This window comes from Synechococcus sp. R55.4 (assembly GCF_047461935.1).
GTDB lineage: Bacteria > Cyanobacteriota > Cyanobacteriia > Thermostichales > Thermostichaceae > Thermostichus.
Genome location: NZ_JANSIF010000027.1, coordinates 14,928 through 39,694 on the forward strand (window position 1 = coordinate 14,928; position 24,767 = coordinate 39,694).

Genomic DNA, 24,767 nt, shown 5'->3' on the forward strand with positions numbered 1-24,767 from the left:
CGGTACGGATAGCCTCATCCGGCACCTTGCAGAGGAGCGGGATCCCTTTGGCTCTGAAAACCCGACAAGCAGAGATCAGTAGGTTTCTTCGTGCCACCTGTCCGCCTTCTTCAGCTCCTTCTGGAACTTGCTCCAATCCTGACCGGCTTGTTCCGCCAAAGGCCCCATGACGTTGTTGATCCCGTCCTCCATCCCCTTGAGGCCGCAGATGTAGGTGTAGGTGTTAGGCTTCTGGAGCATGTCCCACAGCTCGGCACCGTATTCGGCCATGCGGTTTTGCACGTACATTTTCTTGCCATCGGGGGTTTGTTGCTCGCGGCTGATGGCGTAATCGACGCGGAAGCGATCCCCGTACTGGGCTTTCCAAGCCTCCAGATCCCCGTGGTAGAGCAAGGTGGAGGTGGTGGGCACCCCAAAGAACAGCCAGATCTTGCCCTGATAGTTGGGATCCTCTTCAAACAGGTGCTTGATGAAGGCGCGAAAAGGGGCAATGCCGGTGCCGGTGGCGATCAAAATCAGGTTGGCGTTCTCATCTTCGGGCAGTAGGAAGGTTTTCCCCGATGGCCCCGTGATCATCACCTCGTCGCCCGCCTTCAAATCGGTGAGGAAGCCGGAGCAGACCCCCACCCCCGGCTGGCCTGTCTCTCTATCGACATATTCAGCCCGCTTCACACTCAAAGAGACGGTGCGCCCCTCGCCATCATCGCCAAAGCGGGTGGAAGCAATCGAGTAGAGGCGGGGCTTGTGGGGCTTGCCCTTGGCATCTTCGCCAGGAGGGATAATGCCAACGCTTTGCCCTTCTAGGTAGCGGTAGTTGGGATCCGGCAAGCTGAGCACAATGTGCTTAGTCAGTCCGGGTGCTCCTTCACCGACAATGGAGTAGGTCTCCACGCAGTGGCCGATCAACGGTGCGTTGGGACGATACAGATTGACGACAACCTCTCGCTTTTCTGCGCTGGCAACCATACCTGCGATCTGCTCCTGGCACTGGGAGGAAATGAGTTTACATATAGCAAAATAGCAAACACCACAGCAGCCCGGCTGCTCAAATGGAACTTGTCAGAGGAGAAGCAGACGACCTTCGCCAGCCCCCCAGGCCGTCCTGAGAGCGGCAACCCCGGAAAAATAATCCCGGCCAAGCTCATCGGCCAAAAATATGGATTTTTTGTTAAATTGTTGCTTAGGGTGCCCACCTCTCTGGCCCACAAGCGGGTTGTGATGTAACGGCTTTATTTGGTATCATGCAAGACCGTAACAGTTGGTAACTTTCTAGAGCCTTTTTCTCAGTTTTGCCCTGCCCGTCCCCAAGGAGTTCCCATGGCAAGCAGTCCTGATCGTGTTGTGATGATTGGTGTCGCCGGAGATTCTGGCTGTGGCAAGTCCACCTTTTTACGCCGGCTGGGGGATCTATTTGGCCGGGATCTGATTACCACCATCTGTCTGGATGACTATCACTCCTTGGATCGCTACCAGCGCAAAGAGAAGGGCATCACGGCGCTGGATCCCCGCGCCAACAACTTCGACCTGATGTACGAGCAGGCCAAGGCGCTTAAGAACGGCCAAAGTGTGATGAAGCCCATCTACAACCACGAGACGGGGCTGATTGACCCACCGGAGCTGGTGGAGCCCAACCGCATCATCGTCCTGGAGGGGCTGCATCCCATGTATGACGAGCGGGTGCGCCAGCTGCTGGACTTCAAGGTGTACTTGGATCTGGCCCCAGAGATCAAGATTGCTTGGAAAGTGAAGCGGGACATGGCGGAGCGGGGCCACACCTACGAAGATGTGTTGCGCTCAATCGAGGCTCGCCGCCCGGACTTTGAAGCCTATGTCGATGTGCAGAAGCAGTACGCCGATGCCGTCATTGAGGTTTTGCCTACCCAGTTGTTGCCGGAGCTGGATCCAGAGCACAAAGTACTGCGGGTGCGGCTGATCCAGCGGGAAGGGGTGAAGTACTTCGACCATGTTTATCTCTTTGACGAAGGCTCCACCATTGATTGGATCCCCTGCGGCAAAAAGCTGACCTGTTCCTACCCGGGGATCCGCCTCCACTATGGCCCTTCCACCTACTTCGAGCACCCGGTTTCGATTCTGGAGATCGACGGCACCTTCGACAAGCTGGAAGAGGTCATCTACATCGAGAACCACCTGAGCAACTTGTCCACCCGCTACTATGGCGAGCTGACGGAACTGTTGCGCAAGCACCCGGAATACCCGGGATCCCGCAATGGCTCTGGTCTGATTCAGGTCATCGTGGGCCTGAAGCTGCGCGCCCTTTACGAGCAAATTCGGGCAGAAGCCAAAGAGCTAGCAGTGGCTTCCTGAGGATTTGCCCCGCTTGAGCACTTAAGGAGAATCCCTTTTGCCGCTAAAGTGTTGGCATAGGTTGGCTGACCCGGTAGAGGTCGGCAACAAGGTTTTGGCATATGCAGGGATTCCAGTTGGAGATCTTTCCAGAGGGATCCGTCCTGATCCAACGGGCCATCGAGATTTGGCAAGCTCGGTCAGCCGCTGCCATTCGCGAGCGGGGACGCTTTACGGTGGCCTTGGCGGGAGGGAGCACCCCCAAGAAGCTGTATGCTGCCCTGGCCCAAACCCCAGGGATCCCTTGGCAACAAACCTGGCTGTTCTGGGGGGATGAGCGCTATGTTCCCCCGGATCACCCTGAAAGCAACTACCGCATGGTACGAGAAACCCTGCTGCAGCAGATCGGGATCCCGGCAGCTCAAGTTTTCCCTATGCCCACCCAAGCAGGGGATCCCCTTCGCGATGCTGCCGAATACGAGGCGACCCTGCGGCAGATTTTCGGTACAGAGTGCCCTTCTCTCGACCTGGTATGGCTGGGAGTGGGGGAAGATGGCCACACAGCTTCCTTGTTTCCCGACACAGCCGCTCTGCAGGTGCAGCACCGCTGGGTGACGGTGGGGCAAAAAGGGCAGGAGCCGCGTCTAACCTTGACCTATCCCGTCCTCAATCAGGCAGCCCAGGTGGTGTTCCTGGTAACCGGAGCGAACAAAGCCCCCATCGTGAAAGAGGCGCTGACCACCGAGGCCCACCTACCCTGCCAGCGCATAAACCCTAGAGGACGGCTGCTGTGGTTGCTGGATGCGGCGGCAGCGGCTCAACTGCCCCTGCCCTGTGTCCCGCTGCTCAGCTAAACAACAGGCGGGCTAACTGCCGATGGGATAGGATCCCCAGGCCCACCGCCCCCAAAATCATCCCAGCCCATTCCAGTGGCCACAGGTTTGATAGCCCCAGCGGCCAACGCACCAGGTTTCATGGGTCGAGAACCGGCGGGGCAGGGATCCCTCAGGGGGTACCGGGCAAATTCTTCAGTATTGGAATCACCAGCTCTTGGACAGGCAGCGCTACAGGCTGAGCGGGGTCACTGCTCAGGGAGCTGGATGGCGTAGAAGGGGAAGAGCTGGGGATCTCGCCCATGGGCCGCAGTTGCCAGCGGATGATCTGCTCGCCGCGGTAAAAGGTAACCAACAACTGATCCCCTTGCGATTGGATTTGCCAAGTGCCATCGCCGCTGGTTACCGAAATATGGCCGCCGGAAAAGGGTGCATCCAAGGCCGGCCCCGATTGGCTCCAGATACGCCCGCCACCCGTTTCCAAGATCAATTGCACCGTCGCCCCCTGCCCCTGGCCGCTCAAAATTTGGCCGGTTCCGCTCCAAACTCGGGTTTCCGTCTGAGCCACGGCGGGTTGCCCAAGCTGCAGAACCATGAGCAACAGCCCTGCCCAGCTCCAGTGATTTCGCAGCCTCCCTCTCCCATCAGGGAAGAAGGAAGAAGAGCGAGAGAAACAAGCCATTGCACTCACGTTGATACCACGCGCCGCGATAGGACTGAAACAGACGAAGAAGAAGGCGAAAAGGTGTCGCAGGAAGCAATCCCTTACACAGTTTTTTTCACAGCTCGCTGAAAGCCTTTGGGATCCCTCTGCGCTCTCTTGGCTCTGGGTTAAGCCTGCTGCTGGAATCCGCCCTCGGCTTGATCCCAATCTAGCAATCTCCATCCCCCCAGACAGGATGTAACCTGAGACTCTGGCTGCGGGGATCCCCAGCAACTGTTTCGTCAATGCGCAGAGTCAAGACCCAGAGTGCCTCCGCCGCAATCGTAAGCCTCACTACTTGAGAGAAAGGAAACGCTCCAGAGCTGCCACCATTGCCGGTGGCCAACGGCGGACGGTTTTCACCCATTCCAGGTCGGCGTAGCGGGGATCCAGTCCTTGCACAGCCACCCAGTGACTTTCAGCCTCTCCCTGGCGACCCTGCGCCCAAAGAATGGCGCTGAGAGCAGCCCGCATATCTGGAAACTTCGGGTACTTGCGCACCAGAGCCCGCATCAAGCGCAGAGCAGCTTCTGTTTCACCCACCTGGTAGAGGCTCAAAGCATAGTTGGCCTGAGCGAAGGCGTAGTCGGGAGCCAATTCTGTGGCGCGGCGGTAGTCGGCCAAAGCCTGTTGCCATTGGCCCAGCCCTGCTTCCGCATTGCCGCGGTTGTTGTAGGCTGCCGCATCGTTGGGATCCAACTGCAACACTCGTTCGTAGTCTGCAATCGCCTCCTGCCACCGCCCCAACCCCTCCAAAGCAGCCCCTCGGTTGAGATAGGGATCCGGTGCCTCAGGGGCCAAACGAATGGCCTCAGCATAATCCTCCAGAGCTGCCTGCAGTTGGTGCAAGCTGACACGGGCGTTGCCCCGGTTGCTCCACAGGGCTGGATTATCAGGCTGGATCTGCAACAGTTGAGTCCACAGGGTTTCCGCCCGGGCAAAATCTCCCCTCTGAGTAGCCGCAAAGGCCTCCTCAAACAGTCGATCGATCTCGTGATCTACCCTGTTGCTCGCTGCCGTTGCCACCACACCCGATCCAGGCCAGATAGGGATCCCTAGCCAAAACAGCAGCCCCAGCAGCAGCGCAGGGAGTAGGTTGGGTACACTGACGGACTTCATGGCTGCAAAAACCACCTTGGATGGGGTGTCCCCACCTGAAGCCATCGCCACAGAAGGGGGTCTGACGGTTAGCGCGCCCTGGAGGACTCGAACCCCCGACATCCGGTTTTGGAGACCGACGTTCTACCAACTGAACTAAGGACGCATTGGCCAAAGGTTACACCCGCCTACCCAGTGTAGCAGGTACACCCACCTTTCAAAGAAGCTGTTCCTTGCTATCCGCACTCTCTGTCTTGGCCTTGATACGAGTGGCTTTGCCCACCCGATCCCGCAAATAGAACAGCTTGGCCCGGCGCACTTTACCTCGCCGCAGCACCTGAATCGACTCGATGCGCGGGGAGTGAATGAGGAAAACCCGCTCCACGCCGATTCCCTGGAAAACCTTGCGCACCGTGATGGTGCGGTTAATGCCGGAGTGGCGCATGGCAATGACCGTGCCCTCAAAGGCTTGCACCCGCTCTTTGCCCCCCTCTTGGATGCGAACTCCCACCCGTACCTGATCCCCAACCCGAATCTCCGGCAGATCCGACTTCATCTGGGCAGCTTCAATGGAGCGGATGATCTCCTCAGCATTGATGCGAACGTTCATGGCTTTCCCACGCTACCGGCAGTTAACCATGGTAACAATCGTCGCTGTTTTTTGTACAGAGCTGGCCGACATAGAGCTCAAGAGGTGGGAGACTGTGTTTACGCTTCCCCCATTTTTCCAATAGGCTAGACAAAGATAAAGCTTTTGTTACAAACGGGAGACTTTTGTGATCCTGCACACCGATGAGCCCAAGACGGGATCCCTGTCTACTCCCAAGCTTGCAGAGCAGCCTCTGCCCCAGAGCAAACCCCGCCGCCAGAGATTTCCCTTCGGTTGGATGCTCTTGGGCTTGCTGTTGGCCGGCCTAGGGGGCAGCGGTCTCCTGATCCAGCGTCAGCTGCAGCAGCAGAGGGCAGAACGGCTGGAAAGATTGACGGTACCGGTTCAAGTGGTGGATCTCACCCAACGCCTGCGGGTGAGCGGCCAGGTGCAGCCGCTCCGCCAGGTGAATGTCAGCCCTCGCGAGTCGGGTCGCCTGGCGGAACTGTTGGTGGATCAGGGAGATGAAGTGGTGGCAGGGCAGTTATTGGCCCGGATGGACTACGGCGATCTCGCCAGTGGCATTCGCCAAGCCCAAGCCCGCATTCAAGAGCTGCAAGCTCGTCTGGCGGAGCAACAGGCCGGAGAACGCCCCCAGGTGATCGCGGCGGCCCAGGCCAGGGTGGATGCTGCCCGGTCGCAGGTGGACTTGGCCCAGAGGGAGTTGGAGCGCATTCAGGCCCTGGTGCAGGCGGGGGTGATAGCCCGCAGCGAGCTGGATCAACGCTCGGCCCGCCTGGAACAAGCGCAAGCGGATTTGCGAGCTGCTCAACAGGAGTTGGAGCGATTGCAACTGGGGAGCCGCCCGGAAACCCTACAGCAAATTCAAGCCCAAATTGCCCAGGCACAAGCCGAGCTGGCCCAACGGCAATCCCGGTTGGCCGAGGCCGAAGTCCGCGCCCCCTTTTCCGGTGTGGTGGTGCAGCGCTTTGCCGAGGTGGGATCCTTTGTAGCTCCCACAACAGCAGCTTCCGATGCCACCGCAGCTTCTTCCAGTTCCATTTTGGCGCTGGCTCAGGGAATTGAGGTGCGGGCAGAAGTGCCAGAAGCCCAGATTGCTCAGGTGCGGGTGGGTCAGCCGGTGGAGATCCGCTCCCTGGCCTACCCCGACCGCCTGGTGCAGGGGCGGGTGAAGCGGATTGCACCCGCTACGGTGGTGGTGCGAGAGGTAACCGTCTTTCGGGTCTTCGTTGAACCGGAGCCTGGGGCCGACTTTTTGCGCACCGGCATGACTGTTTCGGTGGATTTCATTGGGGATCCCCAGCCTCAGGCTCTGACGGTGCCCTCAGTGGCTATCCTCCGGGAGGAAAGCCAGGAAGGCGTGCTCCTGCTGGATCCCCAAAGCCGGCAACCTGTCTATCGCCGCGTGGAAACGGGCATCACTCAGGGTGGAGTTACCCAAATCCTCTCTGGTCTGCAGGCAGGGGATCGGGTCTTTACTGCCCTGCCTCCTGGGGTGAACCTAGAGACTTTGATTAAAAGAGCGGAGCAACAGCCATGAGCCTGGCAACGGCGGCCAAAATGGCCTGGCAAATGGTGCGACGACATCGCCTGCGCACCGGGCTGAGCATGCTCGGGATCCTCATCGGCAATGCGGCGGTGGTGGCCATTGCCGGATTTGGCTATGCTGCCCAAGAGATGGCGGTGGATCAATTTCGCTCTCTGGGCACCAACTTGCTGATCGTCTTTTCGGCCAACTTGGGCCTGGTCGATGCCGGCAACATCCGCCCCCTCACTTTGGAGGATGTGCGAGCCATTGCTGCGGAAGTGCCTGCCGTGTCAGCAGCCGTCCCCAGCCTGGGCACCAATGTGCGCGCTGTGCGAGGTGGAGTGGATCGCCGCTACGAGGCCACCGGCACTTGGCCGGAGTATTTGTCGGTGTTGAACTTAGAGATCGAGGCAGGCCGCTTTCTCTTGCCCTCGGATATCGAGGAACAGCGCCCGGTGGTGGTGCTGGGCAGCGATGCCGCCAGCCAGTTGTTCGGCCTGGACCCTGCCGCTGCTATTGGGGAGACCGTCCTGCTGAACAATTTGCCTTTCGAGGTGATCGGCACTTTGCGCTCGAAGCCGACGGTGTTTGGCAACAGCGATGCCGGAGTGTTTCTGCCGGTGGACGTGGTGGCCAATCGGTTGGTCGGGCGGCGTTCCCCCTACGGCACAGAGCTGACGGCGATTTTCGTCTCGGCCCGCTCTGAAGCCGATCTGCCTGCTGCCGAGTTCCAAATCCGCAACCTGCTGCGCCAGCGGCACCAATTGGTGGGAGAAGATGACTTCATCATCCGCAACCAGAAAGTGCTCCTGGATGGGTCGGCCAGGATTTTGAGCCTGTTGCGGGTGCTGCTGACGGGCACGGCGGCCCTCTCCCTGCTGGTGGGAGGGGTGGGGATCATGAATGTGATGCTTATCTCAGTTGCGGAACGCACCCATGAGATCGGGCTGCGCAAGGCGATCGGGGCCGATAGCCGCCAGATTTTGCAGCAATTTGCCGCCGAAGCGATTTTCATTGCCGCGACCGGGGGAGTGCTCGGGATCCTTCTCAGCAGTGGCCTGCTGGTGGCGGTGCAGGTATTCACCCCCTTGGCGACCCAAGTCGATGGGGTGGCAGTGGGAGTGGCGTTCTCCCTGTCCACTGGGATTGGGCTAGTCTTTGGCATTTTCCCGGCCCGCAAAGCGGCGCAACTGGATCCCATTGAGGCCCTGCGGGCCTAGAGATCGTATCCAAACAGGCGGGGATCCGCCGGCTGCCCATCGAGATCCGCCAGGCCATATTCTGCCCAGCGGCGATCCACCAAGCGGGCCACCTCCGGATCTGGAGCAAGGGGCTCCCGCCAGGGAGCATCGGTTTCCGGGGGGATCTTGGTGGTGGCATCAATGCCCATCTTGCCCCCCAGACCCCGTTTTTCGGTGGCAAAGTCCAAGGTGTCAAAGGGGTTGTCCGCCAGAATAAACACATCCCGCTGCGGATCCACCCGCGAACACAGACACCAGAGCACCTGCCGTGGATCCCGGACGTTGATGTCTTTGTCCACCACGATCACAAACTTGGTGTAGCTGAATTGGGGCAAAGCGCTCCAGAAGGCCAGGGCTGCCCGCCGCGCTTGGCCGGGGTAGGCTTTGTCGATGGAAAGAATAGCGGCCTTGTAGCCCAGCGCCTCCATCGGCAAGAAGAAATCCACGATCTCCGGCACCTGCTGCCTGAGGATGGGGGTGTAGATGCGGTTCAGGGCCAGCGCCATCATGTCGTTCTCTTTGGGGGGCTTGCCGCTGAAGGTGGTGAGGTAGATGGGATCCCGGCGGTGGGTCAGGCAGTGGAAGCGAATCAGAGGAGCCTGCTCGTTGCGGGGGCCGTAGTAGCCGATGTGATCTCCGGCAGGCCCATCGGGGGCCACTTCCCCAGGGGTGATGCTGCCTTCCAGAACGATCTCAGCATGGGCCGGCACCTGCAGATCCACCGTTTTGCACTGGGCCAGGTGCAACCCTTCTCCGGCGTAGAGACCGGCAAACAGCCACTCCGACAGATCCACCGGCAGGGGTGTGGCCGCCGCCAGAATCACCACCGGATCCACCCCCACCGCCACCGCCACCTCCAACTTTTGGCCCAGGGCCGCCGCTTTGCGCAGATGCCGAGTCGCCCCCCGCACCGACAGCCATTGCACCGTCATGGTGTTGCGGCTTTGCAACTGCAGGCGGTACACCCCCACGTTGGGGATCCCGTTTTCCGGGTCTTTGGTGACCATCAGGCCCAAGGTCAGCACCCGTCCGGCATCGCCGGGGTAGACCCGCAACAGGGGCAATTGGGTGAGATCCACTTCCTCTCCCCGCAGCACCACCTGCTGACAGGGAGGGATCAGATCCCGGCTGGGTTTAGCTTTGAGTACGCTAAACAGAGCTTGTCCCAACTCCACCGCCTGGGCAAAGCTCCGCGGTGGCCGCGGCTGGTAAAGCAGGGCCAGCTTTTTCCCCAGTTCCTCCAGATCCTGAGGCTGCTCCATTCCCAAAGCCCAGCAAATGCGCTCCACCGTGCCCAGGGTGTTGATGAGCAGCGGCATTGAGGATCCCTTCACCCGCTCAAACAGCAGCGCCGGCCCCCCGCAGGCCAAGAGGCGATCGGCAATCTCGGCAATTTCCAGATCCGGATCCACTTCTGCCGAAATGCGGCGGAGCTGACCACGGGATTCCAGCAGAGCAATAAAACGGCGTAGATCTCTGGGCATGAAAGGGAACCTAAGGGCTTACTTGTCGCGATTGAGGGCTAACCCGCTCATGAAGGGCTTCTGCAGCGCAATAAACACCAGCAGCGGCGGGATACTGGCGATGATCGCTCCCAGCATCATGGGGCCATAGGAGGCCGAGCTATCCAGATTGAGCAGGGATTGCAGCCCCACCTGCACCACTTGTCGCTCTCGGCCTTGCACGATCAAGCGGGGCCACAGGTACATATTCCAAGCGTAAACGAAGTGAATCACCGCCTGCGCCCCGATGGCGTTCCAGCTCAAGGGGATCAGCACCTGGGTGAGAAATTGCAGCGGGTTGGCCCCGTCCAGTTGGGCCGCCTCCGCCAGCTCGCGGGGAATGTTGGAAAAATGCTGGCGGAACAAAAACGTGGCCGTGGCGCTGGCCAGAAAGGGCACGATTAAAGCGTAGTAGGTGGATCCCCAGCCCAAGTTGGTGACCAACCGCAGCAGGGCAATGATCAAGATTTCTGTGGGCATCATCAGCGTGATCAGCACAAAGCCAAAGGCCAGCCCTTTGCCGGGAAAGCGGAAGTACACAAAGGCCAGCCCGGCTAGCAGCGACAAAACCGTCTTGCCCACGGTGATCGCCACCGCCACGATGGTGCTGTTGACCATGTAGTGGCCCAAGTGCCGCGCCACCATCACCTGATGCCAGTTGAAGGCAAAAGAGGAGCCAAAGGTCAATTGATAGCGGAACACCTCGGCATTGTTCTGGGTGCTCACGAGCAGGGCGTACAACACCGGAAATCCCAGAACCAAGCAGGCCAGCACCAGGCCCAAATGCACATACCAGCGCTCCGGGATCCAGCGCCGCCAACGCCAGGCAGAAGGCTCCACCCGAGTTGAACTGGGCTGGGCTACTTGAGATCGGGGATCCTGCAACAATTGAGCCATAGCACCTCCGGACAGCAAACGCTGATGAGCAGATGGAGTTTCTGGGTCGATCTTCGGCTTCTCTTGTGAGGATAATCTGCCAGAGTTAAGGGCAACCTAAGGAAGGCCAGTCGCCTTAGCGGTGCGGAGCACTTCTGGCCTGAACTTTCGAGTGCTTTCACCGGCGATGGGGAAACGGGTAGAGTAGAACAGCAGTATCTGGATAACCCAAGAGAGGATCCCATGACTCGAGGCTTTGGCCCCTTCGGCAAAATCCAAGAAGCGCTCAAGAAAGCCCAAGAGGTGCGCGATGGCGCCCAAAGGCTGCAAAAAGAGCTGGAAGAGATGGAGATCGTCGGCGAAGCCGGCAATGGGCTGGTGAAAGTGACGGTAAACGGCAACCAAGAACCTCTCAAAGTCTCTCTGGATCCCCAGATTCTCCAGGAGTCGGTGGATGTGGTAGAGGACTTGCTCCTGACGGCGATGGTGAACGCCTACACCCAATCTGCCGAGACGATGCGCAAACGCATGGAAGAGCTGACCGGAAACATCAGTCTGCCGGGGTTGGGACTGGGTTGAGCCCCACTTGCTTAACCCCGCTTGCTTAACTCTGTATGTACACTCGCCCCTTGGCTCGCCTCATCGAAGAGCTGCAACGGCTGCCCGGCATTGGCTCCAAAACCGCTCAGCGCCTAGCTCTCCACTTGATCAACCGGCCTGCCGGCGAGATCGAGGCCCTGGCCAAAGCCCTGCTGGAAGCCAAGCAGACGGTTCGGCACTGTTCCATCTGCTTCAACTGGTCAGCGGAGGATCCCTGTGAGATTTGCCGTTCGCCACAGCGGGATCCCTTGCTGTGGTGCGTGGTGGCCGACGTCAAAGACTTGATTGCGATGGAGCGCACCCGCGAGTTCAAGGGGCTCTACCACGTTTTGGGCGGCCTCATCTCCCCCATGAACGGGATCGGGGTCGATCAACTGCACATCCGCGAGCTGGTGGCTCGGGTGGCACGGGAAAAACCGCAGGAGCTGATCTTTGCCATCAGCCCCAGCGTAGAGGGGGAAGTAACCATGCACGTGGTCAAGGATTACCTGAAGCCGGTTGCCCCCACCTTGCGCATGACCCGCCTGGCCTTCGGCCTGCCCATGGGATCCGAGCTGGAATACGCCGACGAGGTCACCCTGGCCCGTGCCTTGGAAGCGCGGCAGGAGTTGTGAGCCGCCCAGCCCCTCAATCGCAGCCGGTTACCCCCTCCGCGCAGTAGGTGCTCCACCAGGGGTTGAAGTTGGCAGGATCCTCCGGCAGAGTGCTGATGTTCAGAAGTTCCTGGAAGCTGCTGTTGCGGCCTCCGTAGCGCAGGTGCATGTGCACCGGATCCCCGTGGGGTGCCCGCAGAATCACATAGGTGAAGGTCTCGCAACTGGCGTCTGCTCCAGGCTGCAACTGAAACAAATCCCAGATGGAACTTAAGGAGCGCTCAGGGTAGTAGAAGGGATCCGGCGCAGCCCCCCGATAGGCGTAGCGACATTTTTCCGCCAGGGGCTTTTTCCCTTCCAGGTCGGCATAAAAGGAGAAAAACTCCATCTTCTCGAACTTCACCCGCTTCGGATTGCGCGGATCGTTGGCAGATTGTTCCAGAGACGTATCCAGGGTAAAGACGCCATCAATTCCCAGGTAGGGCACTTTATAGGCGTTGGGGGACACAATCTGCAACTCCAAGGCTGCCGCAGCCGCTCCAAAACCCAAGAGACTCAAGCTGCCGATCAGCCAGGTTAGGGCTGTTGAAGAACCAATTTGGCGAGAGAGCATAAAACTTTGTTGTGCCTGTGTTGTGCAGTAAACTGCAGAGCAGTATAGGGGAAGCTTTGAGCTCGTACTATCCCACTGGGGGGCATTTTGCGGAAATTCGCCGACTGCAGGTGCAGCTCTGAGGAACGGGATCCCATCTGGATCCCAACAAGGCAGTAAAATTGAGGTCAGGCTCACCGTAGAGGTGCCAGGTTTGCTGCCAGAGCCTGATATCTGGAAACTGATTTTGAAAGCGAGGAAAACCCCGTGGAGCTAGCTGAGATTGAGGAGTTGATGAACAAAGCTGTGCAAGCCACACAGCGCTCCTTTAATACGGTACGCACCGGGCGGGCCAATTCCAGCCTGCTGGATCGGATTCAGGTGGAGTACTACGGCGTGCCCACTCCCCTCAAGGCCCTGGCCAGCCTCACCACGCCAGACTCCAGCACTCTCTTGATCCAGCCTTTTGATCCCTCGACCTTGGCAGCCATTGAGCGGGCCATTGTCGCCTCTGACCTGGGTCTAACCCCCAGCAACGACGGCAAGGTGGTGCGGCTCAACATTCCCCCCCTGACAGAAGAGCGGCGCAAAGAGCTGAGCAAACAGGTGGCCAAGCTGGCCGAAGAGGGGCGAGTCTCGATCCGCAACATCCGGCGGGATGGCATTGACTCGGTGCGCAAGCGGGAGAAAAATGGCGAGCTGTCTGAAGATGAGTCCAAAAGCTTGCAGGATGCCATCCAGAAGCTGACCGACCGCTATATCAAAAAGATCGATGAGCTGCTGGCAGAAAAAGAAAAGGAGCTGACGACGCTGTAAAAGCTCCTTGTGGACATAACTCCCCACGCTACTGGCCTGCTTCTGCATAGCCGTAGGACGGGGTTAAAGACCCCATTTTTTGATCAAAACTCGACACTCATCCCGAAACTTCAAGGTTTCCACTTGCCCCTCGAAGTCGGGCAGCCGTTCGTTTCTCCTCGTCCAATTCCAACAAGAGGGATCCCGGCTTAGGCCAGGATGGAAGGGGGGAAAACGACAACTCTTGCCGCAATGGATCTGATCCTGTGCCATCAATCGGCGGATTTCGACACCCTGGGGGCGGCGGTGGGAGCGGCCCGCCTGTATCCGGGTGCCCGCATCGCCTTGACTGGTGGATCCCTGCCGGGGGTGCAGGAGTTTTTGGCCTTGTACCGAGATGAATTTCCCCTCATCGAGCTGCGCTCTGTGGATCCGGGACAGGTGCAGCGCTGGATTGTGGTGGATTGTCACGATCCGGATCGCCTGGGCAAAGCTGCCGCTTGGTTGAGTGTCCCTGGCGCCCAGATTGAGATTTTTGACCATCACATCCGGGATCCGGAAACCCCACCGGATGGCTTTTGGCCGCAGCAGCAGGTCAACGGTCATATCGAGGCCGTGGGGGCCACCTGTACCTTGCTGGTGGAGCGGCTGCAGGCTGCTGGGATCCCGCTCAGTCCTTTTGAGCGGCTGGCGCTGGCTTTGGGCATCCACATGGACACCGGATCCCTGACCTTCCCGGAGACCACCGCCCGGGATGCCGCCGCCCTGAGCTGGCTGTTGCAGCAGGGGGTAAACCTGGTCTTGTTGCGGCGCTTTTTGGGGGATGGCCTCACCCCAGAGATGCGCGAGCTGCTCAGCCAGGGGTTGGCCCAGATGCAGGTGCAGCAGGTGGGGGAGTATCGCCTGGGAGAATGGCTGCTGGAGCTGCCGGAGTTTGTGCCCGGCTTGGCCGGCCTGGTGATGCGGCTGATGGATCTGACGGGAGTGGATGTGCTGCTCTTGGTGGCGCGGCAGGGGGAGCGGCTCAGCCTGATCGGGCGGGCGCGGCAGGAGTTTGCCCAGTTGGGCAAAGTGATGGCCCTCTACGGCGGCGGTGGACACGACTGTGCCGCAGCAGCCACGCTAAAAGCCGCCCCAGAGCAGCCTTTGCCCGATCCGGCCCAAGTCATGGCAACCCTCAGGCAGGCTGTCCAAGAGCGGATCCCGCCCCCGGTGACGGCCAGAGATTTGATGTCGGCTCCGGTGCGCACCATCCGACCGGAGATCACCATCGACGAGGCCCAGCGGGTGCTGCTGCGCTACGGCCATTCCGGCCTGGTAGTGGTGGACGCTCAAGGCCGCTTGGTGGGGGTGATCTCGCGGCGGGATATCGATATCGCCCTGCACCACGGGTTTGGCCATGCCCCTGTCAAGGGCTACATGACCACCGATGTGAAAACCCTCTCCCCCGACACCCCTCTGGCGGAGATCCAAAGGCTGATGGTGCAGTGGGACATTGGCCGCCTGCCGGTGCTTCAGGACGGCCAGTTGGTGGGCATTGTTACCCGCACCGACGTGTTGCGGCACCTGCACGAGTTGCCGGCCTTCTCACCGCAGTTGGCTCTGCCCACCCTTTCCTGCCCCCTGGATCTCACCTTCGCGGCTCTCTCGGAACGGCATCGACAGTTGCTGGAGCAGGCCGCCCGCATCGCCGATGAAAAGGGCCTGAGGTTGTATCTGGTAGGGGGAACGGTGCGGGATCTGCTCCTGCACCGGTGGGGACGGCAGCCCTCACCCAGCTTGGAGCGGCTGGATCTGGACTTGGTGGTGGATGGGCCCTACTCTCCGGCCCCGGATGGGACGGATCCCCCGGGCTGGGGCTTGATTTTGGGACAAGCGCTCAAACAGCACTTCCCAGAAGCGCGGCTGGAGATCCACGGCAAATTCCAAACGGCGGCCTTGATCTGGCCAGGCGGCTTTTGTGTGGATATCGCCAGCGCCCGCACGGAGTTTTATCCCTACCCGGCCTCTCCCCCCGAAGTGGCCATGGGATCCATCCAGCAAGACCTCTATCGGCGGGATTTTTCCATCAACGCCTTGGCCTTGCGCCTCAACGGCCCCCAGCGAGGACAGGTGCTGGATTTTTTCGGCGGACAAGCAGATCTGCAACAGGGGATCATCCGGGCATTACACCCCAACAGCTTCATCGAGGATCCCACCCGCATTTATCGAGCGGTGCGCTTTGCGGTGCGCTTGGGCTTCGCCCTGGACTCGACCACAGAAAAATGGATCCGCGCTGCCGTGGCCAGTGGTCTGCACGATGCCGTCGGCGGGGATCGCCTCAAGCAGGAGCTGGCCTACATTCTCGGATCCCGCGATTGGCCCCAAGCCTTTGAGCGGCTGGCAGAATGGGGAGCTTTGCGCTGTATTCACCCCGACCTGGAGTGGGATCCCTCCCTGTGCCGGCGGTTGCAACGGGTGGGTCGCTGGGCTTATCACTTTCGCCGCCGCTATCCTGAGCTGGGATCCCAGGAGATCTGGCAACTGCGCCTAGAGGCTCTCCTCCTCACCCTACCCCAAGCCCCCCAGGTGGCCAGCCAACTCCACCTTACCCAAGCAGGCATCGAACGCCTCAGCCATTCCTCCTATTACCAAACCCTGTTGGCCCAATTGGATCCCGGCACCCTCTCTCCGGCCCAGGTGGTGCAACTGCTGCAGGGGCTGCGGATCCCGGCGGTGATTTTGTTGGCTGGGATCGCCCCCAAGCCGGCCCGGCGGCTGATCTGGCGCTATTTGCAGGAGTGGTACTGGGTGAAGCCGCTCCTCAACGGCCACGATCTGCGTCGTCTGGGTTATAAGCCAGGTCGCCCCTTCCAAGCCATTTTGGAGCAACTGCGTTGCCTCACCCTGAACGGCGAACTCACCACCCCGGCAGAAGCTGAAGCCTGGCTACAAGAACACTTCCCCCTGCCGCAAGCTCAATACCGAGGAAGAAAGTAGAAGGGCAAATCAGTCGAAATAGAAGAGAGTGACCAACTTGTGTTGTTCCTCAGCATGCTTGCAGGCATCCAGCAGCGTGACGCTGTCGTGGAAAACAAAGCAGATCAACTGCTGGCACTTGCCGATGATCTCCAGGTTGCACAGGCGGCTGGCCTCCGCCAGGGGAAGATGGTCGTTTTCGGGATGTTCCACCAGATGCAGCACCTGCTCCAGGCTGGCCCGCGACTCTGCCGGCTGTCGCTCCAAACTCTGCGGCAAGATCACCGTCAAGGACTTCATGTCCGCCCGCATCGCCCCCCGAATGACGGCCAAGTTGGTGCCAATAGCCCCGGATGTGAGGATCTGATTGCCCGTGAGGGCCAAAGCATAGCTGAGGGTCTCGATCAAATACTGGTGGGTAATGGGCACATGACGACTGCCCAGGATGGCCACTCGCTTCGGCCCAACTTGCTGAATGGCGGCCAACTCCTGCAAAAACGTATCAACGCTGGTGGGGACATCAATAGACTGGGTCAACGGGATCCCTCGGCAAATTCTCAAGATCTGGGCTAGGCTATGCTATCTCAAATTTCCGCTTTGGGATCCGGCCAAGTTGAAGCTCTACAGCTTCAGCCCCAAACTTTTGGTGGAGTGCTCAAGCTGTCTGCAGCAAGCTGGGCTTGGCTGTGGGCGGAAGATCCCGCCTGAATGTGGATGGTGTAGCTCATGCTGCTGTGAACGCCCTTGCCCAGCCAATGGCCGTAAATGGGAGCGGCATCTCTGGGGTAAGCGCTGGCCGCCAAAGCCACATGACCATCGGCCACGGCCAACCCCTGGGTGGGATCAAAGCCCCGCCAACCGGCCCCTGGCAAGTACACCTCCGCCCAAGCGTGCAAATGACGGCGCACAGGCTCTGGGGGTTCTCCACCCCTGCTCTCCCCCGAAGGCTGCGAGGGGCTGACCTGGTAGCCACTGACAAAGCGCGCGGCCAAGCCTACCGTACGGCAGACCTCCATGAACACCAGGGCCAGATCGCGGCAGGCTCCGGTTTTGCGATGCCAGGTCAAGCCGGCAGGCCAGGGATCCCCCTTTTCCCGCAAGATGTGGCGGCATTCTGAATAGATGCGCTGGTTCAGCGCCGGCAGAAAAGCTGTCGTTTCCCCCTGCACGTGATCCCATAGCTCCCAGGCCAAGGCCTGGATGCCGGGATCCGCCTGAGCCGTCAGATAAGGCTGTAATTGGGCTGCCAGCGTGCTGGGATAGTCGATGGGGAGATGGGTGGCCCAATCGCAGAGCAGGTAGTCGAAGGGATTCTGCCGCAGGGTGAGCACCGTGGCCTGAGTTTGGATGCGCAAGTGCTCGGTGGGATCCTCAAACCAAAGCCGAACCGCCGCGTTGCCCTCCAGGTCCACCAGCGCCGATTGGCCCACCGGCTGCGGATCCACCTGCAACTCAAAAGCCAGGAGAGTCTGGATCCCGTCGCAGCGCGGTCGCAATCGCACCGTGTGGGGCTCCAGTTGGACTGGACGACTGTAGCGATATTCGATGAGATGGCGGATCTGAATTTGCACAGGCCAAATGACGGGCAAGGAGTTTTATCACAGGCAAAGGAGCACCGAGATCAGGCAACCCAAACTGCTCCCAGATCAAAGCCAAGAAGCGGTTGCATCGTCTGCCCGAGATCTCTAGACTTCAGGGATCCCGAGTTTGAGATCTCCGAGAGCTTTGCCCTGCCTTCCCAATCATCGAAACCTCCAGCTTAGAGCGGATGTACTCCCCAGCCTGTACAGGAGCATAGCGAGGGGGATTTGCTGCATTCTGGCATGTGGGCAGGCATTCGATCCAAGCATCGTCCCGAGGAGCTGTAAAGTAAACCAAAGACAGGCGGCGACTGGAACCGAAAGCCGATCGGGGTGGATTGACCACGCGGTGCAACGTGGAGCGCCAACGGTCATTGGTCCAACGGGATAGCAGATCGCCAACGTTGATGACAAAGGCGTTGGGAACAGCCTGCACATCAATCCACTCTCCTGCTTTGGAGTACACCTGCAGCCCTCCCGGCGCCCCATCCTGTCGCAGAATCGTGAAGCCACCGTAGTCGGAGTGAGCCCCATAGCGTAGCTGTCCCGGGATGGGCTCCACCTCCTGTTCAGGATAATGCACAGCCCGCAGCACTCCCCCTTTCCCCTCCATAAAAGGCAGAAAATAGGTTTCCGGCAGATCCAAAGCCAACGCGCCCATGCGCATCAAGGTTTGGGTGAGCTGAAGCAGAGCCGCATCATAAGCCAGAAGAGCAGCCCGCAGTCCTGCTGGATGGGTGGGCCAAAGGTTGCCCGAATCCGGATCCACCCCTGCTTGGGGCCGTTGTGGATCTTCCCGAAACAGGTCATTGAACACCAGCGCCTCACAGAGATCGTAGGGAACCTCTGCCCCACGGGTAGCGGCTACACTTTCGATGCCAATCGGCAGGTATCCCTGGTTTTTGACGCGATCCGGAGTCACCACCTCCATTTTTTGTTCCAGCGGCAGGTCGAAGAAAGCCCTCGCTCTCTCGTAGGCTGTTTGTATGATGGCCTCCGGGATCCCATGCCCTGTGATCACCACAAACCCCACCTCCTCCAAGGCTGCCCCAAAAGCCTTTGCAACCCCTAGCGGATCCGTGCCCTCCCGAAAGGGGGTCAAATCCAGACAAGGGATCCCAGCTTGCTCAAAGGAAGAAACTGGAGACATAGCCGACGTAGAGACAGGTGCTCAGAACAGCTCCTACCCTACGAAGAAAACCTGCCCCAAGACTGTGTGGGCGGATACCCCCTCAGAGCTGGCACCGGCTCAACCCCACATCCAGAAACGAAACTAGGGATACTCTTGCTTGGCCTGTTGCCAGAGGACTTCCAGCTCCTGGAGACTGCGCCCTTTCAGAAGGGAGCTTTTGCCACCGCCGGGCGTGGATCCCAGCAGTTCCTGAGCCAGCTCTTCCATGCGCAAAAAACGACGGGCAAAGCGCAGATTGGTTTGGGCCAGAGCTTGGGCAGCATCCAAACCGTACCAACGGCCCAAGTTGACCAGGGCAAAAAGCAGATCCCCCAGTTCGGCTTCCTGGCGAGTTGGATCGGGGGGATCCCTCTCCAATTCTCGACGCAGCTCGGCTTCTTCCTCGCGGATCTTGGCCCAGATCCCCTCCACCGTTGGCCACTCAAACCCTGCCCCCACCACTTTGCAGGAAATTTTCAGGGCAGCCATTAGGGGAGGCAAACTTTGGGCATAGTGCAGCAGTTTTTGGCCAAGGCTTTGATCCGGTCGCTCCCCTTGCTTGATCTGTTCCCAAGAGCGGTGCAACTCCGGAAGATCTGCCATCACAGCATCCCCAAACACATGGGGGTGACGGCGGATCAGTTTATCGGCAATTCGCGCAGCCACAGCTTCCAGATCAAAGTGGTTCTGCTCGGCAAAGATCTGAGACTGCAACACCACCTGCAACAACAAATCCCCCAGCTCTTCGGCAATCGCCGCCGGATCCCCGGCTCGAATGGCAGCTACCGTCTCATACGCTTCTTCGAGAATGTAGGGGGTCAGAGACTCCGGAGTTTGGGCCCGATCCCAGGGACATCCATCGGGGGCACGCAACCGAGCAACAACAGCCGCCAAACGACTCAGGTGCGAGGTAGAGGCGGAACGCTCCAGATAGAGGTGGGCAAAATGCCCCGTTGCTTGGGGATCCCAGCTTTGCAGCGTCAGTGGGCCGGCCACCACCTCTAAGCCCTCCGTTAACAACGTAACAGGCTGGACAGGAGCACAGACCTGTTGCAAAACACTGCGCAGCTCCGCCGGATCCTTTCCCCCACAGCTTTTCAGCAGTAGGGATCCCTGCTCCGCAGTAGACCACCGAGCCAGAGCTTGTTGCCAGTCGGGCTGAAGACTATCCAGCGTTTGCAGCATGGTCAAAAGGGTAGGTGCGGCCCAAATCCAAAAGGCGGCTGAGCTGCTCCAGATCGATGAAACTCAACTCCAAAAGAATCATCAGCAACGGCCCTTGCTGGCGATGTTGCAGCTTCTTGGCCAGGCTCAGTTGAGAACGGTCGATGATGCCCGTTTGCAAGAGATATTCCTCAAGGGCTGGGGGGGGAATGGGATCTAGCATGGTCGTTTCGCAGCGCTGAAGAAGGACAAATATGAAACTGAGAAGATAGTAAACTAACGTAACTATTCTTAACACTCCTACAGAGTTTCGGCAAAGATCCGGCTGGCAAATAGGCCACAGGTGAGCTTACCAAGCCCTGTGCCCACAGCTCCACGGCAAGAAAACCCCTAAATTGCCTCAGCAAATGAGGTTTCTGTATCCAAGGACACAAAAAATGGGTAGCGAGAGGTCATGGTATGGTAGCAGATTGGCGATCAGTTGGCAGTACCCTGAAAGGCTGGCTGCTTCTTCTTTGTTTGGAGAAACCAACTTGCCTTGGCAAGATGTTACTTTTTTATCTGACTAATTCTGGTATTTAGATAAAAATCTTACAATAACTGCTCAGGGATCCAATCTGTTCGGCTCCTCTGGGATCCGCCCTGGGGCTGCCATCCTGCTCGGGTTAGCTAGACCGCCGAGAAGTCCCGCCCTCTATGTATCAGCATGGGAGTCGGGATGAGAGGCGGAGATTCCTGCGCTATGATAAGCAGAGAGCGGTGGGGCATCCCGTTCTTAAAGCTCAGGAAATGTCCTTAACAGGAGTCACTGTTCGCGTCAGCGGGACGGAGTCCTTGAAGCTCGCACTCTTTCGCTTTAGCGGCGCGGAGCGCTTTGCATCAGCATGAGTGCAGGAGTATGTCACCTAAGCTAGAAACGGCTGCAGGATGGACTCCCATTATGTCTGAAGCCCAAGGTTTACTGCCGGTGGGGGCAACGGTTCAAGTGGTGGAGATGCCTCCTTACCTAAAAACGGCTGACCCAATGCCGATGTTGCGCCCGGCCCATTTGATCCGCTTGCACGAGCAAGGGGTGATCCTGCAGCGACGGCTGTTGGGCACCTACAGCGTGCAATTTGCCAATGGCATCTTTCTCATAGACGGAAAATATCTTGCCCCGGTGGGATCCCTGTCCTAGTGCGCCCATTTCTCCTCCGAGCCAGCTCGATGGGTTTGTCGGCCTTCAGAACCTTTGGGAGCTGGCAGCTTTCCACAGAAGCGAGCCTTCGACTGACCGGCGGACTTTCGCGGTAGATTAAGGTGTGCCGGTTGGGGTTGGGTCAAAGTTTGGCTCAGCCGGTGAGATCCACCTCAACTTGCGCTAATCCCTGCTTCTTACTGCCCTCCATCCCACTAGACCAGCGCTGCTTATGCCCAGAGTCATCGTCACAGATCCCATCGATCAGGCGGGGATCGACATTCTCTCCCAAGTCGCTCAGGTGGATGTGCAAACTCAGCTCACCCCAGAGCAGTTGATCGCGGTCATCCCCAACTACGATGCCATCATGGTGCGCTCCGGTACACGGGTTACCCGAGAGGTGATCGAGGCGGGGACGAACTTGAAGATCATCGGGCGGGCGGGCGTTGGCGTTGACAACATCGATGTGCCTGCCGCAACCAAAGCCGGGATCCTGGTGGTCAACTCCCCAGAGGGCAACACCATTGCCGCTGCCGAGCACGCCATTGCCTTAATGATGGCCCTCTCCCGCCACATACCTGATGCCAATGCCTCTCTGAAATCGGGCCTGTGGAATCGGCAAGAGTTTGTCGGCGTAGAAGTCTACAAAAAAACGCTGGGGATTGTCGGATTGGGTCGGATTGGATCCCATGTGGCCCAGATTGCCAAGGCGATGGGGATGAAGCTGCTGGCCTATGACCCCTATCTGTCCGTGGAGCGGGCAGAGCAACTGGGGGTGCGCCTGGTGGACTTCACAACTTTGGTGCAGGAATCGGACTACATCACCTTGCACGTTCCCAAAACCCCTGAAACCACCAACCTGTTCAACGCCGAAACCTTCCGCATGATGAAGCCGACCGCCCGCCTGATCAACTGCGCCCGTGGCGGTTTGGTGGATGAACAAGCCCTGTACGAAGCCCTGAAATCCGGTCAAATTGCCGGAGCGGCTTTGGATGTATTTGCCAACGAGCCCCTGAAGGACTCTCCGCTGTTTTCTCTGGGCAAGGAAGTCCTGCTCACTCCCCACTTGGGGGCCTCCACCGAAGAAGCCCAGGTGAACGTGGCCATCGATGTGGCCGAGCAGATCCGCGATGTGTTGCTGGGGCTGCCGGCCCGCTCTGCTGTGAACATCCCCGGCTTACAGGCAGAGGTGCTGCAAAACCTCAGACCCTACCTGGACTTGGCCGAAACCCTGGGCAACTTGGTTGGCCAATTGGCGGGGGATCGCGTCAACCAGTTGGAGATCCGCCTGCAGGGAGATCTGGCAGAAAAAGATGGTCAGCCGATCGTCATTGCCGCTCTCAAAGGGCTTTTGACGCTGGCGCTGCGGGAGCGGGTCAACTACGTCAACGCCTCCATCGAGGCCAAAGAACGGGGCATTCGGGTGGTGGAAACTCGAGATCCCTCTTTGAAAGATTATTCCGGATCCCTGACGTTGATTGCCCATGGCCCCAATGGGATCCGCTCGGTTTCGGGGGCGTTGATTGGGGAGCGAGAGGTGCGGATCACCCAGATCGACGAGTTCCCGGTGAATGTGCCCCCTTCCGCCAACATGCTGATGACCCTGCACCGGGATATGCCGGGGATCATCGGGCGGATTGGCACCTTGCTGGGAGCCTACAATGTCAACATCGCCAGCATGCAAGTGGGCCGCAAGATCATCCGCGGCGATGCAGTGATGGTGCTCAGCTTGGATGATCCTCTGCCCGATGGGATCCTGGAAGAGGTGCTCAAGCAGCCGGGCATCCGCGACGCTTTTGTGGTGAACCTCTAGAATTGCTGATCCTTAAAAAATCCCAAACCTCACTTCCACAGCAAGACGGAGTCTTTGCTTGAGCCAGAGTGATTTGTCCCTAACCCTGCCTCGCATCCCAGACTGGGATTGGCCGGCGTTTCTGGAGTCGCTGAGTCACTTCGGTGTGGACCTCAGCCTGGAACGCATGCAAGTCTTGCTGCAGCGCCTGGGACAGCCCCAAGTTGGGATCCCGGCCATCCATGTAGCCGGTACCAACGGCAAGGGATCCGTCTGTGCCTGGGTCAGCCACGTGTTGTGGGCGGCAGGCTATCGTGTGGGTCGTTACACCTCTCCTCATTTAGTAGATTGGCGGGAGCGGATTTGGCTGAACGGGGAATACATTTCCACCAACGACTGGAGCCAAGCGCTGGCCCAGGTGCGAGACTGCCTACAAACCTATACCCCCAACGAGGCTTCCCCCACCCAGTTTGAGGCTATCACCGCCGCCGCTTGGCTGTACTTCCGCCGACAAAAGGTGGATGTGGCGGTGATAGAGGTGGGCTTGGGGGGTCGGCTGGATGCCACCAATGCCGGGATCGAGCCGGTGGTGACGGCCATCACCTCCATCGGCTGGGATCATTGGCAGCGCTTGGGCAACAGCCTTCCCCAAATTGCCTCTGAAAAGGCGGGCATTCTCAAGCCAGGGATCCCGGCAGTGTGCGCACCCCAAACCCCAGAGGTCACAGCAGTTATCCGAGCCAAGGCAGAGCAATTGCGAAGCCCCCTGAAGATGGTCGAACCTCTGCGATGGTCAGAGCCTCAAACCGTCCACTGGCGAGGGCAGCTCCTCACCCTGCCCCTCAGCGGCGATGTACAACTCACCAATGCAGCAGTAGCCCTTGCCGTTGTGGAAACCCTACAGCAACAGGGCTGGCGGATCCCGGATGCCGCTGTCGAAAAAGGATTTGCCATCACCCGTTGGCCGGGGCGCCTACAGCGGGTGCAGATTGGATCCCGCCAGTTGCTGATGGATGGAGCCCACAACTTACCCGCTGCCCAGGCTCTCCGTCGCTATCTGGATAAGTATCAACCTGGCCCCCTCACCTGGTATATGGGCATCCTCACCACCAAGGATGTCCAGGGCATTCTCAGTACCCTGCTGCGGCCGGGAGATTGCTTTTTTGCCCTGCCAATTGCCGGCCACTCTGGGACGGATCCCGAGCAACTTGCTCAGCTAGCCCAGACTCTGCAGCCTCATCTCGCCTCGGCACGGGCACTGCCCAATCTCTCCGCTCTTCGGGCTCAGTTGCTCAAGCCGAAAAACCTCACTGAGCCACCAGCTGTAATCTGCGGATCCCTGTACCTATTGGGCCAGGTGATGCAGGAATGTTTGGGATGGGATCTAGCCTGTTGAACTGACAGGTGAAACCTTATGCAAAACCTGAGCTCCTCTCCTATAAAGAGAGAGGAGCTATGAACAAAAACTAGCTCTCAACCACTATCACTTGATCAAGATACTCCCCTACTGATTGGGTTAGGGTGGTGGGCCTGGCACCGAGCTAGGTTGCCAGCAGGTCACCCTGCCAGTAGATTCGCCGCTGATGCGTTTCACGTCCGAGTTCGGGATGGGTCGGCGTGGTTCCACATCGCCATAGGCACCAGGACAAT

General features: G+C 59.2%; 23 protein-coding genes, 1 tRNA gene and 1 rRNA gene. 11 read left to right on the plus strand and 14 right to left on the minus strand.

What is annotated here, in order from left to right:
* Positions 1-75: 75 nt before the first annotated feature.
* Positions 76-966, minus strand: coding sequence for a ferredoxin--NADP(+) reductase (locus NW842_RS07810; protein WP_414357239.1), 891 nt, complete (start codon positions 964-966; stop codon positions 76-78).
* Positions 967-1,317: 351 nt separating this feature from the next.
* Here NW842_RS07810 and NW842_RS07815 point away from each other — a divergent pair, with 351 nt between their 5' ends.
* Together NW842_RS07815 and pgl are read left to right on the plus strand one after the other, a co-directional pair.
* The gene (locus NW842_RS07815; protein WP_414330815.1) at positions 1,318-2,325 is read left to right on the plus strand and encodes a phosphoribulokinase; all 1,008 of its coding nucleotides are present in this window, start codon (positions 1,318-1,320) and stop codon (positions 2,323-2,325) included.
* A 101-nt stretch (positions 2,326-2,426) separates the two neighbouring features.
* Positions 2,427-3,158 (plus strand): 6-phosphogluconolactonase, encoded by a 732-nt coding sequence (gene pgl / locus NW842_RS07820; RefSeq protein WP_414374707.1) that lies wholly within the window; start codon positions 2,427-2,429, stop codon positions 3,156-3,158.
* A gap of 151 nt (positions 3,159-3,309) precedes the next feature.
* On the opposite strand, the gene NW842_RS07825 is transcribed toward pgl, so the two are convergent.
* The 4 genes from NW842_RS07825 to rplS all read right to left on the minus strand — a co-directional run bounded on the left by NW842_RS07825 (position 3,310) and on the right by rplS (position 5,536).
* Positions 3,310-3,732, minus strand: a complete 423-nt coding sequence (locus NW842_RS07825; RefSeq protein ID WP_414374706.1) for a hypothetical protein — start codon at positions 3,730-3,732, stop codon at positions 3,310-3,312.
* A gap of 402 nt (positions 3,733-4,134) precedes the next feature.
* The gene (locus NW842_RS07830; protein ID WP_414351830.1) at positions 4,135-4,959 is read right to left on the minus strand and encodes a tetratricopeptide repeat protein; all 825 of its coding nucleotides are present in this window, start codon (positions 4,957-4,959) and stop codon (positions 4,135-4,137) included.
* 72 nt (positions 4,960-5,031) lie between these two features.
* Positions 5,032-5,104 (minus strand) — tRNA-Trp (locus NW842_RS07835).
* Between the two features lie 51 nt (positions 5,105-5,155).
* A complete protein-coding gene (gene rplS / locus NW842_RS07840; protein WP_414351837.1) occupies positions 5,156-5,536 on the minus strand; it encodes a 50S ribosomal protein L19 in 381 nt (126 codons plus the stop codon).
* A gap of 178 nt (positions 5,537-5,714) precedes the next feature.
* On the opposite strand from rplS, the gene NW842_RS07845 reads away from it, so the two are divergent.
* The gene (locus NW842_RS07845; protein ID WP_414374704.1) at positions 5,715-7,088 is read left to right on the plus strand and encodes an efflux RND transporter periplasmic adaptor subunit; all 1,374 of its coding nucleotides are present in this window, start codon (positions 5,715-5,717) and stop codon (positions 7,086-7,088) included.
* Positions 7,085-8,296, plus strand: a complete 1,212-nt coding sequence (locus NW842_RS07850; protein WP_414374702.1) for an ABC transporter permease — start codon at positions 7,085-7,087, stop codon at positions 8,294-8,296. Before NW842_RS07845 ends, NW842_RS07850 begins: the two co-directional genes overlap by 4 nt.
* Here the strand turns inward: NW842_RS07850 and NW842_RS07855 are convergent.
* Positions 8,293-9,801 carry a UbiD family decarboxylase gene (locus tag NW842_RS07855; RefSeq protein ID WP_414417806.1) on the minus strand — a complete coding sequence of 503 codons (1,509 nt, stop codon included), beginning with the start codon at positions 9,799-9,801 and terminating at the stop codon, positions 8,293-8,295. The genes NW842_RS07850 and NW842_RS07855 overlap by 4 nt on opposite strands.
* Positions 9,802-9,819: 18 nt before the next feature.
* The gene (locus tag NW842_RS07860) at positions 9,820-10,716 is read right to left on the minus strand and encodes a carbohydrate ABC transporter permease (RefSeq protein ID WP_414417807.1); all 897 of its coding nucleotides are present in this window, start codon (positions 10,714-10,716) and stop codon (positions 9,820-9,822) included.
* Positions 10,717-10,938: 222 nt separating this feature from the next.
* Here NW842_RS07860 and NW842_RS07865 point away from each other — a divergent pair, with 222 nt between their 5' ends.
* Together NW842_RS07865 and recR are read left to right on the plus strand one after the other, a co-directional pair.
* A complete protein-coding gene (locus tag NW842_RS07865; RefSeq protein WP_414344527.1) occupies positions 10,939-11,274 on the plus strand; it encodes a YbaB/EbfC family nucleoid-associated protein in 336 nt (111 codons plus the stop codon).
* A gap of 35 nt (positions 11,275-11,309) precedes the next feature.
* Complete coding sequence (gene recR, locus NW842_RS07870; RefSeq protein ID WP_414374697.1) at positions 11,310-11,909, plus strand: recombination mediator RecR; 600 nt, start codon at positions 11,310-11,312, stop codon at positions 11,907-11,909.
* A gap of 13 nt (positions 11,910-11,922) precedes the next feature.
* On the opposite strand, the gene NW842_RS07875 is transcribed toward recR, so the two are convergent.
* Positions 11,923-12,501, minus strand: coding sequence for a hypothetical protein (locus tag NW842_RS07875; protein WP_414374696.1), 579 nt, complete (start codon positions 12,499-12,501; stop codon positions 11,923-11,925).
* 246 nt (positions 12,502-12,747) lie between these two features.
* On the opposite strand from NW842_RS07875, the gene frr reads away from it, so the two are divergent.
* Positions 12,748-13,296, plus strand: coding sequence for a ribosome recycling factor (gene frr, locus NW842_RS07880; RefSeq protein ID WP_414351818.1), 549 nt, complete (start codon positions 12,748-12,750; stop codon positions 13,294-13,296).
* A 231-nt stretch (positions 13,297-13,527) separates the two neighbouring features.
* Entirely contained in the window at positions 13,528-16,254 is a 2,727-nt protein-coding gene (locus tag NW842_RS07885; protein ID WP_414417808.1) for a CBS domain-containing protein, read from the plus strand.
* Positions 16,255-16,263: 9 nt separating this feature from the next.
* On the opposite strand, the gene NW842_RS07890 is transcribed toward NW842_RS07885, so the two are convergent.
* The 5 genes from NW842_RS07890 to NW842_RS07910 form a co-directional block, all read right to left on the minus strand.
* Positions 16,264-16,770, minus strand: coding sequence for a hypothetical protein (locus NW842_RS07890; protein ID WP_011429595.1), 507 nt, complete (start codon positions 16,768-16,770; stop codon positions 16,264-16,266).
* Positions 16,771-16,862: 92 nt separating this feature from the next.
* Positions 16,863-17,822: a transglutaminase family protein gene (locus tag NW842_RS07895; RefSeq protein WP_414417809.1), complete on the minus strand. Its 960-nt coding sequence runs from the start codon at positions 17,820-17,822 to the stop codon at positions 16,863-16,865.
* A 103-nt stretch (positions 17,823-17,925) separates the two neighbouring features.
* Positions 17,926-18,963: an isopenicillin N synthase family dioxygenase gene (locus tag NW842_RS07900; RefSeq protein WP_041438122.1), complete on the minus strand. Its 1,038-nt coding sequence runs from the start codon at positions 18,961-18,963 to the stop codon at positions 17,926-17,928.
* 123 nt (positions 18,964-19,086) lie between these two features.
* Positions 19,087-20,169, minus strand: coding sequence for a nucleoside triphosphate pyrophosphohydrolase (gene mazG, locus NW842_RS07905; RefSeq protein WP_414374718.1), 1,083 nt, complete (start codon positions 20,167-20,169; stop codon positions 19,087-19,089).
* The gene (locus tag NW842_RS07910; RefSeq protein WP_414332365.1) at positions 20,150-20,371 is read right to left on the minus strand and encodes a DUF2949 domain-containing protein; all 222 of its coding nucleotides are present in this window, start codon (positions 20,369-20,371) and stop codon (positions 20,150-20,152) included. Before NW842_RS07910 ends, mazG begins: the two co-directional genes overlap by 20 nt.
* A gap of 717 nt (positions 20,372-21,088) precedes the next feature.
* Between NW842_RS07910 and NW842_RS07915 the strand changes: the two genes are divergently transcribed.
* From NW842_RS07915 to NW842_RS07925, 3 genes are all read left to right on the plus strand, one after another.
* Positions 21,089-21,325, plus strand: a complete 237-nt coding sequence (locus tag NW842_RS07915) for a DUF3148 domain-containing protein (RefSeq protein WP_011429589.1) — start codon at positions 21,089-21,091, stop codon at positions 21,323-21,325.
* Positions 21,326-21,557: 232 nt separating this feature from the next.
* Positions 21,558-23,138 (plus strand): phosphoglycerate dehydrogenase, encoded by a 1,581-nt coding sequence (gene serA, locus NW842_RS07920; RefSeq protein ID WP_414332254.1) that lies wholly within the window; start codon positions 21,558-21,560, stop codon positions 23,136-23,138.
* Between the two features lie 58 nt (positions 23,139-23,196).
* The gene (locus NW842_RS07925) at positions 23,197-24,513 is read left to right on the plus strand and encodes a bifunctional folylpolyglutamate synthase/dihydrofolate synthase (protein ID WP_414374690.1); all 1,317 of its coding nucleotides are present in this window, start codon (positions 23,197-23,199) and stop codon (positions 24,511-24,513) included.
* A gap of 132 nt (positions 24,514-24,645) precedes the next feature.
* Here the strand turns inward: NW842_RS07925 and rrf are convergent.
* Positions 24,646-24,762: ribosomal RNA gene (rrf, locus tag NW842_RS07930) — 5S ribosomal RNA — on the minus strand.
* Positions 24,763-24,767 lie beyond the last annotated feature (5 nt).

Coding starts and splice junctions, on each gene's coding strand:
- NW842_RS07910 (WP_414332365.1), bottom strand. CDS start 20,371: ATGCTAGATCCCATTCCCCCCCCAGCCCTTGAGGAATATCTCTTGCAA.
- pgl (WP_414374707.1), top strand. CDS start 2,427: ATGCAGGGATTCCAGTTGGAGATCTTTCCAGAGGGATCCGTCCTGATC.
- NW842_RS07850 (WP_414374702.1), top strand. CDS start 7,085: ATGAGCCTGGCAACGGCGGCCAAAATGGCCTGGCAAATGGTGCGACGA.
- NW842_RS07825 (WP_414374706.1), bottom strand. CDS start 3,732: ATGGTTCTGCAGCTTGGGCAACCCGCCGTGGCTCAGACGGAAACCCGA.
- NW842_RS07915 (WP_011429589.1), top strand. CDS start 21,089: ATGTCTGAAGCCCAAGGTTTACTGCCGGTGGGGGCAACGGTTCAAGTG.
- NW842_RS07900 (WP_041438122.1), bottom strand. CDS start 18,963: ATGTCTCCAGTTTCTTCCTTTGAGCAAGCTGGGATCCCTTGTCTGGAT.
- NW842_RS07860 (WP_414417807.1), bottom strand. CDS start 10,716: ATGGCTCAATTGTTGCAGGATCCCCGATCTCAAGTAGCCCAGCCCAGT.
- recR (WP_414374697.1), top strand. CDS start 11,310: ATGTACACTCGCCCCTTGGCTCGCCTCATCGAAGAGCTGCAACGGCTG.
- NW842_RS07810 (WP_414357239.1), bottom strand. CDS start 966: ATGGTTGCCAGCGCAGAAAAGCGAGAGGTTGTCGTCAATCTGTATCGT.
- NW842_RS07830 (WP_414351830.1), bottom strand. CDS start 4,959: ATGAAGTCCGTCAGTGTACCCAACCTACTCCCTGCGCTGCTGCTGGGG.
- serA (WP_414332254.1), top strand. CDS start 21,558: ATGCCCAGAGTCATCGTCACAGATCCCATCGATCAGGCGGGGATCGAC.
- NW842_RS07875 (WP_414374696.1), bottom strand. CDS start 12,501: ATGCTCTCTCGCCAAATTGGTTCTTCAACAGCCCTAACCTGGCTGATC.
- NW842_RS07815 (WP_414330815.1), top strand. CDS start 1,318: ATGGCAAGCAGTCCTGATCGTGTTGTGATGATTGGTGTCGCCGGAGAT.
- NW842_RS07865 (WP_414344527.1), top strand. CDS start 10,939: ATGACTCGAGGCTTTGGCCCCTTCGGCAAAATCCAAGAAGCGCTCAAG.
- NW842_RS07885 (WP_414417808.1), top strand. CDS start 13,528: ATGGATCTGATCCTGTGCCATCAATCGGCGGATTTCGACACCCTGGGG.
- mazG (WP_414374718.1), bottom strand. CDS start 20,169: ATGCTGCAAACGCTGGATAGTCTTCAGCCCGACTGGCAACAAGCTCTG.
- NW842_RS07855 (WP_414417806.1), bottom strand. CDS start 9,801: ATGCCCAGAGATCTACGCCGTTTTATTGCTCTGCTGGAATCCCGTGGT.